At 65.3% G+C, this 13,924-nt stretch carries 13 protein-coding genes and 1 pseudogene; 7 read left to right on the forward strand and 7 right to left on the reverse strand.

Annotated features, from left to right (window positions below):
• The 3 genes from GFY24_RS26365 to ispG all read right to left on the reverse strand — a co-directional run bounded on the left by GFY24_RS26365 (nucleotide 1) and on the right by ispG (nucleotide 3,960).
• Nucleotides 1-1,791 (reverse strand): penicillin-binding transpeptidase domain-containing protein, encoded by a 1,791-nt coding sequence (locus GFY24_RS26365; RefSeq protein WP_153807801.1) that lies wholly within the window; start codon nucleotides 1,789-1,791, stop codon nucleotides 1-3.
• A 103-nt stretch (nucleotides 1,792-1,894) separates the two neighbouring features.
• Nucleotides 1,895-2,758, reverse strand: coding sequence for a GNAT family N-acetyltransferase (locus tag GFY24_RS26370; RefSeq protein WP_309231352.1), 864 nt, complete (start codon nucleotides 2,756-2,758; stop codon nucleotides 1,895-1,897).
• A gap of 68 nt (nucleotides 2,759-2,826) precedes the next feature.
• On the reverse strand, nucleotides 2,827-3,960 hold the full coding sequence (ispG, locus tag GFY24_RS26375; protein ID WP_153807913.1) for a flavodoxin-dependent (E)-4-hydroxy-3-methylbut-2-enyl-diphosphate synthase: 1,134 nt from the start codon (nucleotides 3,958-3,960) through the stop codon (nucleotides 2,827-2,829).
• 206 nt (nucleotides 3,961-4,166) lie between these two features.
• Here ispG and GFY24_RS26380 point away from each other — a divergent pair, with 206 nt between their 5' ends.
• Nucleotides 4,167-4,844, forward strand: coding sequence for an endonuclease V (locus tag GFY24_RS26380; RefSeq protein ID WP_309231354.1), 678 nt, complete (start codon nucleotides 4,167-4,169; stop codon nucleotides 4,842-4,844).
• A gap of 157 nt (nucleotides 4,845-5,001) precedes the next feature.
• Here the strand turns inward: GFY24_RS26380 and GFY24_RS26385 are convergent, their stop codons facing one another.
• Both GFY24_RS26385 and dxr read right to left on the reverse strand, forming a co-directional pair.
• Nucleotides 5,002-6,204, reverse strand: coding sequence for an RIP metalloprotease (locus tag GFY24_RS26385; protein ID WP_153807803.1), 1,203 nt, complete (start codon nucleotides 6,202-6,204; stop codon nucleotides 5,002-5,004).
• A gap of 22 nt (nucleotides 6,205-6,226) precedes the next feature.
• Complete coding sequence (gene dxr, locus GFY24_RS26390) at nucleotides 6,227-7,375, reverse strand: 1-deoxy-D-xylulose-5-phosphate reductoisomerase (RefSeq protein ID WP_153807804.1); 1,149 nt, start codon at nucleotides 7,373-7,375, stop codon at nucleotides 6,227-6,229.
• Between the two features lie 149 nt (nucleotides 7,376-7,524).
• Here dxr and GFY24_RS26395 point away from each other — a divergent pair, with 149 nt between their 5' ends.
• Together GFY24_RS26395 and GFY24_RS26400 are read left to right on the forward strand one after the other, a co-directional pair.
• Nucleotides 7,525-7,809, forward strand: coding sequence for a DUF2631 domain-containing protein (locus GFY24_RS26395; protein WP_309231355.1), 285 nt, complete (start codon nucleotides 7,525-7,527; stop codon nucleotides 7,807-7,809).
• 122 nt (nucleotides 7,810-7,931) lie between these two features.
• Nucleotides 7,932-8,240: a hypothetical protein gene (locus GFY24_RS26400; RefSeq protein ID WP_153807805.1), complete on the forward strand. Its 309-nt coding sequence runs from the start codon at nucleotides 7,932-7,934 to the stop codon at nucleotides 8,238-8,240.
• Between the two features lie 75 nt (nucleotides 8,241-8,315).
• Here GFY24_RS26400 and GFY24_RS26405 read toward each other — a convergent pair whose 3' ends face one another.
• Both GFY24_RS26405 and GFY24_RS26410 read right to left on the reverse strand, forming a co-directional pair.
• Complete coding sequence (locus GFY24_RS26405) at nucleotides 8,316-8,960, reverse strand: hypothetical protein (RefSeq protein WP_153807806.1); 645 nt, start codon at nucleotides 8,958-8,960, stop codon at nucleotides 8,316-8,318.
• Nucleotides 8,961-9,223: 263 nt separating this feature from the next.
• Nucleotides 9,224-9,928, reverse strand: coding sequence for a hypothetical protein (locus GFY24_RS26410; RefSeq protein ID WP_153807807.1), 705 nt, complete (start codon nucleotides 9,926-9,928; stop codon nucleotides 9,224-9,226).
• A gap of 274 nt (nucleotides 9,929-10,202) precedes the next feature.
• On the opposite strand from GFY24_RS26410, the pseudogene GFY24_RS26415 reads away from it, so the two are divergent.
• From GFY24_RS26415 to GFY24_RS26430, 4 genes and pseudogenes are all read left to right on the forward strand, one after another.
• Nucleotides 10,203-10,793 (forward strand): annotated as a pseudogene (locus GFY24_RS26415) (NADPH-dependent F420 reductase); the annotation flags it as partial.
• Nucleotides 10,794-10,826: 33 nt separating this feature from the next.
• Nucleotides 10,827-11,678 carry a pirin family protein gene (locus tag GFY24_RS26420; protein WP_228566682.1) on the forward strand — a complete coding sequence of 284 codons (852 nt, stop codon included), beginning with the start codon at nucleotides 10,827-10,829 and terminating at the stop codon, nucleotides 11,676-11,678.
• A gap of 53 nt (nucleotides 11,679-11,731) precedes the next feature.
• Nucleotides 11,732-12,712 (forward strand): zinc-binding alcohol dehydrogenase family protein, encoded by a 981-nt coding sequence (locus tag GFY24_RS26425; protein ID WP_153807809.1) that lies wholly within the window; start codon nucleotides 11,732-11,734, stop codon nucleotides 12,710-12,712.
• A 74-nt stretch (nucleotides 12,713-12,786) separates the two neighbouring features.
• Complete coding sequence (locus tag GFY24_RS26430) at nucleotides 12,787-13,788, forward strand: Gfo/Idh/MocA family protein (protein WP_153807810.1); 1,002 nt, start codon at nucleotides 12,787-12,789, stop codon at nucleotides 13,786-13,788.
• The last annotated feature ends 136 nt before the right edge of the window (nucleotides 13,789-13,924 follow it).

The following is a 13,924-nucleotide window of genomic DNA, read 5'->3' on the forward strand; positions in this document are numbered from 1 at the left end:
TCAATACCCGGATGGCAACGCCGTGAGCATGTCTCGCGTCACCGCCACCGCATTGTCGGAACTGCCACCACGCACCACCAGCGTCGCGAACGCGATATCACCGCGATAGCCCACGAACCACGCGTGTGAACCGCCATCCACTTCGGCCTCACCGGTCTTGCCATAGATCTCGCCCTGATCGGCAATGCGCTCGGCGGTACCTCCCAGCACCACCTTGCGCATCATGAGCCGAAGACCATCCACCACTTCGGGATTCAACTGCGGGCGGTCACCCTTGACCTCCGTCGGATGACCCGAAATCAGATACGGCACCGTCGCGGAACCGTGCGCGACGGTCGCGGCCACCATGGCCAGCCCGAACGGACTCACCAGCACCTTGCCCTGACCGATACCGTCCTCGGCGCGCTGCACCAGATCGTCATCCTGGGGCACCGAACCCGAGACCGTCGGCAGGCCGACCACCGTGTAATCCGGGCCGATTCCCAGCGCGGCCGCGGCCGTGCGCAGATCATCGCCACCCAGCTCCGAGGCGATCTTGGCGAACGCGGTATTACAGGAACGCTCGTACGCCGTCGACATGGGGACATCACCGACGGAGAACAGGTCGTAATTCGGAATCGTGCGGTCCCCCACCGTAATCCGGCTCGGACACGGGACCACCGTATCCGGGGTGACCTGACCCGCGGTCATGGCGGCCGCGGCCGTCACCGTCTTGAAGGTCGAGCCCGGCGGGTACATGCCCGACGCGGCGACCGGGCCATCGGCATCGGCGTCCTCGTTCTGGGCGATGGCGAGAATCGCACCCGTGGAGGGCTGCAACACCACCATCATGGCCTGCTGGTTCTCGCGCAGATCCACCGCGCGCTGAGCGGCATTCTGGATATTGCGGTCGATGCTCAGCGAGAACGACGGGGAGGTTTGCGGCTCAACCTCTTTCAGCACATCGGTATCCGCGCCATTGGAGTTCACCGTGACCACACTCCAGCCCGCCTTACCGTCCACCTCGTCGATGACGGTCTTGCGGATCTGGGTGAGCAGATCGGGCGCGAAATGACGATCGGTGGGGACGAGATCCGCTTGTCGGCCGAAGGTGACACCGGACAGGCCGACCAGATCGGCGCTCACCTGTTCGTACTCCCACTCCGAGAGCACCTCGACGGTGTACGGGCCATCGGCCTTGCGGGCCGCGGTGAGAATTCTTTCCGAGGTGATGCGTTCGTCGAACTGGCGCAGCACATTCGCGAGGGTATTGCTCACGCCCACCGGATCGGTGGTGGCATTGCGCCTGAACATGACTCGGTAGACCGCGCCCGGCACCAGCACATCACTGCCGGAGCGCTCGTTCACGCGGGCCCTCGGCGCGGGGATGCCACGCAATTGCAAAGTTTGCGTATTACCCAGCTGCGGATGGATATTCGCGGACGTCCAGCGCACCGACCAGCGGCCCTCACTACGGCCCATCTGCAGCTGACCGCTATAGGACCAGACACGATCCTTGGGCAATCGCCACTCGTAGCTGTAGTCGATGGTCGCGGTATCGCCGGAGACGCGGGCATCACCCGTATGCGCGATCAACTGTTCGGCCTGCAGCTGATCCCAGGCCGAAGCCATTGCGGGAGCGGCCTTTTCGGGCTGACTGGTGAGATCGGCCGCCGCCTGCACCTCATGGTCGGCGAAGGCTTGCAGGAAGGCGTCGGCGGCCTGCGCGGGACCCTGCGGACCCGACGAGCAACCCACCGCGGCAACCGAGATCGCGGCGGCGATCAGCATGGTGAAGACCCGTGTGGACATCGGCACAGATCGTAGAGCCAACTATCGGCAAACTCGCGCGACACACTGGGGGCGAACGGTTTTCACTGCAACCCCACAGCACGGTTACATCACAGGAAATGGATCAGTCGAGCAGCACCGTCGCGAAGGTTGCGATCTGCCGGAATCCGACCTTCGCATACGCGCGGCGGGCAACCTCGTTGTAGCAGTTCACATACAGGCTCGCGGTACGACCCGAAGCGACCACGATATTCGCGACAGTCGCGGTGCCCGCGGTGCCGACACCGAGACCGCGATGCTCGGGATGCACCCACACGCCCTGAATCTGACCGGTGCGGCGGGACAGCGAACCCACCTCGGCCTTGAAGACCACCTCACCGTCCTCGAAACGCGCCCAGGCCCGGCCGGATTCGATGAGCCCGGCCACCCGGCGGCGATAACCCCGGCCACCGTCCCCGGCACGCGGGTCCACACCGATCTCCTCGGTGAACATGGCAACGGCCGCAACGAGATACCGGTCCAACTCCTCCGGACGGACCCGGCGCACCCGCAGATCCGGCTCCACACCCGCGGTCTTGTCCAGGGCCAGCAGCGGCTGATCGGCGCGCAGATCGCGGGCCGGACCCCAATGATCGGCGAGCAGCTCCCACAGCGGCAGCGCGAGCTCACGCCGGCCCACCACCGAGGAGCAAGCCCGCGGACTACGGATCGCGCGCTCGGCGAAGGCACGCAGATCGGCCCGGCCACCGCGCAGCGGCACCAGATTCGCACCCGAGAAGCACAGCGAAGTACCCGGCCCGCCGCGACTCCACAGTTCGCCGTACGCGCCGTGAGTGTCCAGCCCGTACTCCTGCAAACGGGCCGCCACCATGCAACTCGCCACCGGATCGGTGTCGAGGACACGCAAAACCTGTGGCAGATCGCGGTTCACGAGCTGTTGGGCGCCGGAGGATTTACCCCGGCGAGTCGGCTCCAGCACACTCCGCACGTTCACAGCCTGCCAGAACTTCTGAAAACGTGCCGCACTATTGGTATGGACCGAGCGCCGACCAGGTGTTATCCCGCGCTCACGACCGGAGAACCGGATCCGGCGGCCTCGCCCATCTGCTCGGCGATGCGCATCGCCTCCTCGATCAAGGTCTCCACGATCAGGTGTTCGGGGACGGTCTTGATGACCTCACCCTTGACGAAGATCTGGCCCTTGCCATTACCGGAAGCCACACCCAGATCGGCCTCGCGGGCCTCACCGGGACCGTTCACGACACAGCCCATAACGGCAACGCGCAGCGGCACTTCCATACCCTCGAGACCCGCGGAGACCGCGTTGGCGAGGGTGTACACATCGACCTGTGCGCGACCGCACGACGGGCAGGAGACGATCTCCAGCTTGCGCGGGCGCAGGTTCAGCGACTGCAGAATCTGATCGCCGACCTTGATCTCCTCGGCGGGCGGGGCGGACAGCGAAACGCGAATGGTATCGCCGATGCCCTCCGATAGCAGCGCGCCGAACGCCACCGCGGACTTGATGGTGCCCTGGAACGCCGGACCGGCCTCGGTCACACCCAGGTGCAGCGGGTAATCGGACTGCGCGGCCAGCTGACGGTACGCCGCCACCATCACGACCGGGTCATTGTGCTTGACCGAGATCTTGATATTGCCGAAGCCGTGATCCTCGAACAGGCTCGCCTCCCACAGCGCGGACTCCACGAGGGCCTCCGGGGTGGCCTTGCCGTACTTCTCCAGCATGCGCTTGTCGAGCGAACCGGCATTGACGCCGATCCGGATCGGGATACCCGCGGCTGCGGCGGCCTTGGCGACCTCGCCGACACGGCCGTCGAATTCCTTGATATTGCCCGGATTCACCCGCACCGCAGCACATCCCGCGTCGATGGCGGCGAAGATGTAGCGCGGCTGGAAGTGGATATCGGCGATCACGGGGATCTTCGACTTCTTGGCAATGATCGCCAGCGCGTCCGCATCCTCCTGACGCGGGCAGGCGACACGCACAATGTCACAGCCGGAGGCGGTCAGCTCGGCGATCTGCTGGAGGGTGGCATTGATGTCGTGGGTTTTGGTGGTGGTCATGGACTGAACCGAAATCGGGAATTCGCTACCGACGCCGACCTTGCCCACCATCAACTGACGGGTCTTGCGCCGGGGCGCGAGGACTGCGGCCGGTGCGGCCGGCATCCCCAATGCGATGGCACTGCTCACGATCAGTTGCCTACTTTCGTCTTGTGCTCACCCGTTCCGTCCCGAGCTTACCGAGGCGCGGATACCGGTCGCCCTGTGACGGCGGCGACAAGGCTACCCGTGCTCGGCATACGGCTCGGAATCGGCCGGGGCCTACGCCCATGTATTCGTTGCAGACGGCGAGAAGGTATACGTTTCGAAAAGTGAAGGTAGCGAACCCCGATCCCTGGCCCCGCACACCCGAAGACGCAGTGGCACTTCAAGATCGACTCCGCACCCAGGTTATCCCCCGCAACCCCACCCCACCGCGTTTCCGCACGATAGCCGGACTGGACTCGGCCTACGACGACGCCGGAAATGTGGTCGCCGCCATAGTCGTATTGGACGCCGAAACCCTGGAAACCGTCGAAACCGCAACGGCCCAAGGCACCACAGACTTCCCCTACGTCCCCGGCCTACTGGCCTTCCGGGAACTCCCCACCACCCTCGCAGCCTTCGAAACCCTAACCACCACACCAGATCTCATAATCTGCGACAGCCAGGGCCTGGCCCACCCCCGCCGCTTCGGCTTCGCCTGCCACATCGGCCTACTCACCGGAATCCCCACGCTGGGCGTAGCCAAAAACGCCTGGGGCGACTACGAGATGCCCGAAGCGCAGCGAGGCTCCTCCACCGACATCACCATCGACGGCGACGTAGTAGGCCGAGCCCTGCGAACCCGCAGCAACGTAAAACCTGTCTTCGTCTCCATAGGCCACCTCATAGACATAGAAACCGCCACCACCCAAGTGCTTTCACTAACCCCCGAATTCCGCCAACCAGAAACCACCCGCCGAGCCGACCACCTCTGCCGCCAACTCCTGAACGAGCTGACCGCCTGAGACCTCCCCCACAGCCGACCTCATGATCAACGGGACCTGAGGGCGTTCGCCACTCGCACGATGCCGCCACAGAGTTCCGTTGATCTTGGTAAACCGCTCATAGCAGCGGCGGCCGGTCCGGCAACACCGATCGGCCGCCACGGATTGGCACGGACGGTCAGGGGAAGAGCTTGACCGGGTTGACGATGTCGGCGACGAGGGTGAGGAGCATGTAGGAGCCGCCCAGGACTACGACTACGTAGGTTGCGGGAAGGAGCTTCAGGTAGTCGACGGGGGGGCCGTCGGGGAGGCCCTTGCGGCCGCGGAGGACGTTGCGGATTTTTTCGTACATGACCACTGCCATGTGGCCGCCGTCGAGGGGCAGGAGGGGGAGGAGGTTGAAGGCGCCGAGGAAGAAGTTGAGGCTGGCCAGGGTGAGGACGAAGAGGGACCAGAGGCCGTGTTCGGCGGTTTCACCGCCGATCTTGCTGGCGCCGTAGACCGAGACGGGGGTTTCGGGGTCGCGCTCGCCGCCGGTGATGGCGTGCCAGAGGTCTACGACCTTGGCGGGCATCTGGGCCAGGGATTGCACTGTGCGGACACCGATTTCGCCGGTGAACGCGCCCGCGGCGGGGATGGCGGCGAGGACGTTGTATTTGACGGGGCCGTAGCTGTCCTGGCCGACGCCTACCTTGGCGACCTGCTTCGGGGCGCCGTCCCTCACGGGGTACGCGGTGGTGATCTCGGGGGTGACGGGGATGGCGAGTTTCTGTCCGTCGCGCTCGATCGAATAGGTGAAGGGGCCGGTCTGCTTCTCGGTCTGCTCGCGGAATTCGTTCCAGGTCTTGATCGGAACGCCGTTGACGCCGGTCACCAGGTCACCGCGCTGCAGGCCCGCGCGCTGGGCGGGGCCGTCACCGGTGCAGGGGATGTACTTCTGATCGGCGCCTTGCGCCTGCACACAGTTCATCGCGCCGAGCTGGGTGGCGGGCGGCTGATCGAAGCGCGGCAGGCCCCACACGATCGCGAGCAACATGATGAGCAGGAAACCGAGGAAGAAGTTCATCAGGATGCCGCCGGACATGACGAACATCCGCTTCCAGGTCTTCTGCCGGTACATGGCCCGGTCCAGATCCTCGGGATCGAGTTCGTCGAGAGCGGTCATACCGGCGATATCGCAGAAACCACCCAGCGGCAAAGCCTTCAAACCGTATTCGGTCTCACCGCGCGTGGTGGACCACACCTTCGGGCCGAAGCCGATGAAGTAGCGGCGCACCTTCATGCCGGTCGCCTGTGCCGCCCACATGTGGCCGCACTCGTGCAGCGCGACCGACACGGTGATACCGAGGGCGAACAGTGCGAAGCCGATCGCATAGACCATGCGGTATCGAACCCTTCCGAAGTCAGCCGCGCACGATCATGCGCGCGGTTTCTCGCGCCCACGTATCGGCCGCGAGCACCTCGTCCAAGGTACTGGGTTCGGCGGTCCAACGGTCGGCGGACTCCACGACCCGCGCGACCGTGCGCACGATCTCGGGGAACCGGATCGCGCCGTCCAGGAAGGCTTGCACCGCGATCTCATTGGCGGCGTTGTAGACCGCGGTCACGCAACCCCCCGCCATTCCGGCCTGACGCGCGAGTTCGATCGCGGGGAAGACCTCGTTGTCGACGGGCTCGAAAGTCCAGGTCGAGGCCGTAGTCCAATCGCAAGCGGCGGCCGCGCCGGGCACCCGGTCCGGCCAGCCCAGAGCCAGCGCGATGGGCAGCTTCATATCCGGCGGACTGGCCTGCGCCAGGGTCGAACCGTCGTAGAAGGTGACCATGGAATGCACGATCGACTGCGGATGCACGGTCACTTCGATGCGGTCATAGGGGACACCGAACAGCAGATGCGTCTCGATCAACTCGAGGCCCTTGTTCACCAGCGACGCCGAATTCAGCGTATTCATCGGCCCCATGGACCAGGTCGGATGCGTCTTGGCCTCGGCCGGATTCACCGATTCGAGCATCTCGGAGGTCCAGCCGCGGAACGGGCCACCCGAGGCGGTGAGCACCAGCGTCTGCACCTCTTCGGCGCGACCACCGCGCAGGCACTGCGCCAGCGCCGAATGTTCGGAGTCGACCGGCACGATCTGGCCGGGCTTGGCCGCCTTCGTCACCAATGAGCCACCCGCGACCAGGGACTCCTTATTGGCCAGCGCGAGCCGTCGCCCCGAGTGCAGTGTCTCGAGAGTCGGCTCCAATCCGAGCGAACCAACCAGCGCGTTCAACACCACATCGGCATCGGTACGCCGCACCAACTCGGTCGCCGCATCCGGACCGGCAAGCGCCACACCGAGTTTCGCCGCCGCCGCCGCATCGGCCACCGCCACGTTCCGAGTCCCGGTGGCCGCGATCTGCTGCGCCAGCAGCTCGGTATTACCTCCCCGCGCAGCCAATCCGACCACCTCGAACCGGTCGGGATTGGCGGCGATCACCTCGAGCGCCTGGGTACCGATCGAACCCGTGCTGCCCAGCAGCAGAACCTTCACAACGTCGGACACGCGTTCCATTCTCCCTTGCCGCGTAATCGGCTGTCGCCGCCCCTGTCCGGGCCGTGTGCGCGGTGACATGCCGCCCTGCCGTCACCCTGCTGGCTACGACACAGGGTCGTATGCCACGATATGGGCGAGTATTCGATTCGAGCCTATAAGGAGCGAAAGTGGCCGCCACGGAACTGGAATCCGTCCACAGCGCCGATGTCGTGACCAAGGTCGACACCGCAGAGGTTCCGTCCGCCGCATGGGGCTGGAGCGGTGAATCGCGCCGTACCTTCCGCACCGCCGGCTGGGTCGTCGTCGTCATCCTGCTCGCCATGCTCTTCGAGGGCCCGCAGGGCGCGTCGTCGGGCAGCGGCCATACCGGATACATCTTCCTGATCGGCTTCGCGGTGTTGCTGGCGGCGATCCTGATTCGCGACTCGCTGCTGCAACGCAAGCCTCGCTAATCCCCTACCTGCGCGAATGCACGGCCCTGCAAAGTTTTTCGCAGGGCCGTGATCGTTTTTCACTGAACATCAGGCAAACTCGATTCGGCAAACCCTGCCACCGAGTTCCCGGGAGTGAACGTATGCGCAAGATCCTGCCCTCCACCCTGCTGGCCGCGTCGGCCGTCGGCGCCTTGCTGGTGCTGCCCGCCGGCACCGCGAACGCCCAGTCCCCCGCCTGCGCTCAGGTCGCCGATGTACTGGGTGGCGTGACGGCGCTCGGACCGGATCACGACCTGGAGGTCCGCGTCGCCGACCAGCTGCTGGCCATCGATGCCGGCGGTCAGGAGCGCACCGCTATCGCCGCGTACGCCAATGCGCTGAAGAACGGCGATGTGGCGAGCATCGGCACCGCCACCACCATCCTCAACGGTGTGTGCGCGCAGTCCTAGTCACCGGACATCCGCAGCGGCTTCGGGCCGGATCGCTTATGCGATTCGGCCCGAAGCTTGTTGTGGTGCAGGTGATTACGGAGCGGAGACGCGGCTGAAGAAGCCGATGCCGACACCGAGCGCGGCGGGCACGCCGGTCAGCACCAAGCCCGCGGCGGCACCCAGCGGGATACCGACCAGCGCACCGGCCATGCAGCCGCCGACCCAGCCCGGCAGCAGAATCGGGGTGCCGAGGAACGCGCCGATGGCGCAGCCGCCGATACCACCGATGAGCGTGCCGACCATGGTGCCGACAGCGGTGATGACACCGAACTGCGAGGAGGCTGCCGAGAAGGCGGCATCCTGATCGGCCTGGCTGGCCACATTCTGCAGCGGCAAATCGGCCGGGTGGGCGGCGGCCGGATCCATATTCGGCGTCAAAGTGGCTGTGTTGCCGTCGATCTGGGCCGCGATCGGGAAGGCCAGACCGTCCTTGATGAAGTTCAGCGGGAAGGCGGTGACCAGGCCGCCCTGCGGGTCACGCAACTGGAACTGATCACCCTGGGTGGTCAGTGAGCCGATATCGGTCTTCAGAACCACCGATGCGCCTTCGATTTTGGCGTCGTAGTGGATGGCCATGGCCTCCGGCGCGTCGGCCGGGGCGGCGTAACTGGTGCCGGTGGTGATACCGAGGGCCGCGATGGCCAGAGCGGAGGTTGCGGCGAACTTCTTGAAACGCATGACTTCTCGTCGCTTTCTGCAGCGGGCGGGACCCCTGTCTTGGGGAGCAGGTCCTCGTCGAGCACCTGGTGACAAGAGTCGTGGTGAAGTGTTGCCAACGTGTTGCTAAATCGTGGCGACAATGGGTCTTCAAGCACGTTTCGGTTACAGTTCATGTTCAAACGGTCTTTTCAGGCCGCTTCAAGCAAACTTTCAGTACATAGAAGAGGGCCCGTACCAATCTTCGGATTGGTACGGGCCCCTATTGCTACAGCGCGCTGCTACTACTGATTCGCGGGATCATTGATCCGCTGGAAGAACCCGATGCCGACGATGATCGCGGCCGGAACACCGGTCAGAACCAGGCCGGCGGCCGCGCCCAGCGGGATACCGATCAGCGCGCCGGTGAAGCAGCCACCGACCCAGCCCGGCAGCAGCACCGGGGTGCCCAGGAACGCACCCAGCGCACAACCGCCGATGCCACCGACCAGGGTGCCGATGAGGGTGCCGACAGCGGTGATGATGCCGAACTGCGAGCTGGCGGCCGATACGGCGTCATCGAACGCCTGCTGCTGCGCCACTTCGTGCACCGCCAGATCGGCCGGGCGCGCGGCGGCCGGATTCAGATCCGGGGTGAGCACTGCGCGCAGGCCGTCGATCGCGGCATGGATCGGGTACTGCATGCCGTCCTTGACGAACCCGAGCGGGAACGCGGTGACCAGACCGCCGCGATTGTCGAGCACCTGGAACTGGTCATCCTTGGTGGTCAGGGCACCGGCGTCGGTAGTCAGGACCACCGAGTCACCTTCGATGGCCGCGTTCCAGTGGATCGACGGCACGAGGCCGTCCACCGCCTGGTTCAGGCCGTTGACAATGTCCGGGACAGCGGGAAGAGCGGGGGCGGGGGCAGCGTGAACGGTTCCGGCAGTGATGCCGAGAGCCGCGATCACCATGGCCGACGTCGCGGCAACCTTGCTGAACTTGATCACTTCGTTGGTTTCCTTGCTCGATCACGGACATGGATTCGGTTTCGAGGCCTTTTCGAGCGCCCTAGTCAAGTATCCAGCAAGAATTTACTGACAGGTAGCCAAGAAAGCGTATTGATAGCCGAGGTCACTAGCCGCGCGTTTGTGTGACCCGGCTTACAAGCTCGATGCGCGTGCAACGCGACTGGGCGAGCCGAACCCGATCAGCGATCCGCTCCAGGTTTGCCTGAGCATTGCTATGTAGCATGTTGAGGTCACTGCTCGGCCCCAATCGACCAGGAGGCAGGCAATGCGCGTTGGCTTGATAGGCACCGGCCGCATCGGCGGCAATCTCGCCCGATTACTCACCGCGGGCGGGCACGAGGTACTACTGAGCGCCGCCCACCCGGGCGGACCCGACAAACTGGCCGCCGAACTCGGCCCCACGGCCACCGCCGTCACGCCACTCGAGGCGATCGAGAAGTCCGATGTCGTGGTCATCGCGGTCTGGTGGCAGGCCTTTCCCGCTATCGGCGAGGAGTACGGCAGTGCGTTGACGGGCCGTATCGTCATCGACCCGAGCAATCCGCTCACCGAGGTGAACGGGGTACCCACCCCACTGACCGTCCCGGACGGGCTCACCAGTCCGCAATTCCAGTTGCGAATGCTCGGCGATGTGCGGCTGGTCCGCACCTTCGGCGATCGCCTCGCGGCGGATCTGCTCGCCGACGGACAGCGCGGGCAGCAGGGCGGTCCACGCACCGAAATGCGTTATTGGAGTGATGATCCCGCTGCGGCCGCCGTGGTCGCACCGCTCATCGCCGGTGCCGGATTCACGCCGGTCGATGGGGGAACTCTGCAGGCGGCGCAGAACGCCGGGGAAAGCTGAGCCGTCCCCGTCCCACCGACAGAAGGGCCGATCATGACGACAATGCTGCCCGCACGTGGAGTCGAGAGTGTCACCGATCGCACCATGGGTGGACCCAATGCCCAGGTCGATCGCAATGCCATGGTGCTGCCGCCCGGCGATCCGACGGCGACCGATCCATTTCTGGCGCTGATGGAAGATTGGTTCAGCACAACGGGTTTCGACTGGCATCCGCATCGCGGCTTCGAAACAATCACCTATGTGGTGGAGGGCGAGCTCGAGCATCGCGATAATCGCGGCGGCCATGGTGTGCTGAATCCCGGTGACGCGCAATGGATGACGGCAGGACGCGGGTTGTTGCACGCGGAGACCGCGTTCGAGGGCCGGGGCGTGCACACCCTGCAGTTGTGGCTGAATCTGCCCGCCGCCGACAAGCTGATCGAGCCGAGTTATCAGGATCTGCGCGGGGAGCAGATGCCGGTGCGCCGGGAAGCGGGGGTGCGGGTGCGGGTGTTCTCCGGACGCTCCGGCGATGTGGTCGGTCCGGCACGAAATCATGTGCCGGTCACCATGATCGACGCACGGCTGGAACCGCGAGCCGGGTTCGCCCAGGAAATCCCCCCGGATCAGGAGGGATTCGCCTACGTAGTCGCCGGTCACGGCGAATTCGCCGGTGACACAGCGCATTCCGGTCAGGCCGTGCATCTGGAACGCGATCCCGGTGAGGCCACCTCGCTGCAGGTGCGCAATACCGGCTCCGAGCCGCTGCATTTTCTGCTCTGGACCGGCGCACCGCTGCGGGAACCGGTGGCCATGGGCGGCCCGTTCGTCATGAACAATCAGGCGCAATTGCAGCAGGCCGTACTCGACTACCAGTCAGGCGAATTCGGCCCCTTCCCCGAGTAGCGATACCGCGCGCCATACTGATCCGCATCCGTTCATGATCGAGAGGGTGGCGAATGGCCGAGACGATGCGCGCGGTGGTTCTCGATGCGCCCGGACCGCCCGAGGCGCTGCAGATTCGGGATCTGCCGATACCGGTGCCAGAGCCCGGGCAGGTGCTGATTCGGGTAATGGCCTTCGGACTCAATCGCTCCGAACTGCATACCCGGCTGGGATTGGCGGAGGGCGTGGTCTTTCCGCGCGTACCCGGTATCGAGGCGGCGGGGATTGTCGAGGCGTGCCCCGGCGGCGAATTCGAACCCGGACAGCAGGTGGCCACGCTCATGGGCGGGATGGGACGCACCTTCGACGGCGGGTACGCCGAGTACACGTGTGTGCCTGTGGGACAGGTGATTCCGTTCCGGAGCACATTGCCGTGGGCGACTCTGGGTGCGATTCCGGAGATGCTGCAGACCTCCTACGGCTCGCTCACCGTCGGCTTGGACGCGCAGCCCGGCCAGTCGATTCTGATTCGCGGCGGCACCTCCTCGATCGGCATGTGTACCGCGGTGCTGGCGAAGCAGCGCGGCATGATGGTGCTGGCCACCACCCGAAATCCGGATAAGGCCGAGGCCCTGCGCGGTGTCGGCGTCGACCACGTCGTCCTGGACGACGGCGAGGTCGCCCCGGCCGTGCGCGAGCTCGTCGACGGCGGCGTCGACGTAGCGCTCGAACTGATCGGTACGCCCACCCTTCCGGATACCTTGCACGCCACCCGTTTTCACGGTGTCGTGTGCTTCACCGGCATGCTCTCCAACGTCTGGACGGTGGAGAACTTCTACCCGATCGGCTACCTCCCGCGGGGTGTCCGTCTGGCCGCCTACGGTGGCGAATCCGGCGACCTCCCCGCCGAGGTGCTGCAGAACTTCCTCGACGAGGTGACAGCGGGCACCCTCACCGTCCCAATCAGCCGCATTTTCACCCTCGACCAGATCCGAGAGGCCCACAGCATTATGGAATCCGGCAGCGCCACCGGAAAACTCGTAGTCACGACCTGATTCGGCGGCGCGACCGCGCTGTATCGCAGTTCTTCATCTCCCGGTGGCGGGGTGTCAGCGGTTACGGTGTCGGGATGAACGAACCCGCGGTCGCACCGTTGCGAATCGGAATCCTCGGTGCGGCGCGCATCGCACCCTCGGCCCTGATCAATCCGGCCAAGAAGAACCCGGAGGTGGAGGTCGCGGCCGTGGCCGCCCGTAATCCCGGGCGGGCCAAGGCTTATGCGAGCAAGCACGGCATCGACGGGGTGTACGACGACTACGCCAAGCTGATCGCCGCGCCCGACCTGGATGCGGTCTACATTCCGCTGCCGAATGGGTTGCACGGCAAATGGACTCGCGCCGCGCTCGCCGCCGGAAAGCATGTGCTGTGCGAGAAGCCGTTCACCGCGAATGCCGATGAAGCCCGTGAAATCGCCGACCTGGCAAAGGATTCCGATCGTGTGGTGATGGAGGCATTCCATTACCGCTACCATCCCCTGACGCTGGCGGCCGAAAAGGTCATAGCCTCGGGCGAATTGGGCAAACTGGTCCGGGTAGAAGCTGCGTTCTGCATACCCCTGCCCGTGTTCTCCGATATCCGCTACAACTACGACCTCGCCGGTGGCGCATTGATGGACACGGGCTGCTACGCCGTCCACATGGCGCGCGTACTCGGCGGTGAGAACCCCGAAGTCACCGCGGCACAGGCGAAGGTCCGCGATCCGCGCATCGACCGCGCAATGACCGCCGAACTCGCCTTCCCGAGCGGCCATACCGGGAGCATCCGCTGTTCGATGTGGTCCTCGGACCTACTACGCGCGACCGCCCGGGTTATCGGCGAGCAAGGCGAACTTCACATCCTCAACTTCATCGGCCCCCAATTCCCGCACCGACTCACCGTCCGCTCCGAACGCGGCAAGCGCGTCGAACGATTCACCCACCGACCCACCTACGCATTCCAACTCGATGCCTTCGCCGCGGCCGTACTCCGCGGTGAACCGGTGAAAACCCCGCCCCAGGATTCGATCGACAATATGACCGTCATCGACGCCATCTACCGGGCCGCCGGCCTCCCGCTCCGCCAACCCAGCTGACCCACTCGAGCAGCCGGCAACTTCACCGAAACCCCGGCACTTTGCCGACCGATGACTACAGTGATGTCGTCGTCGGTAGTGGGGGTCGGTGTGGGCAGGGCACGGAACTCGATGCGCGTAATCGGCTCCGGCACAG

Source organism: Nocardia sp. SYP-A9097 (assembly GCF_009649815.1).
In the GTDB taxonomy this organism is placed as follows: Bacteria; Actinomycetota; Actinomycetes; order Mycobacteriales; family Mycobacteriaceae; genus Nocardia.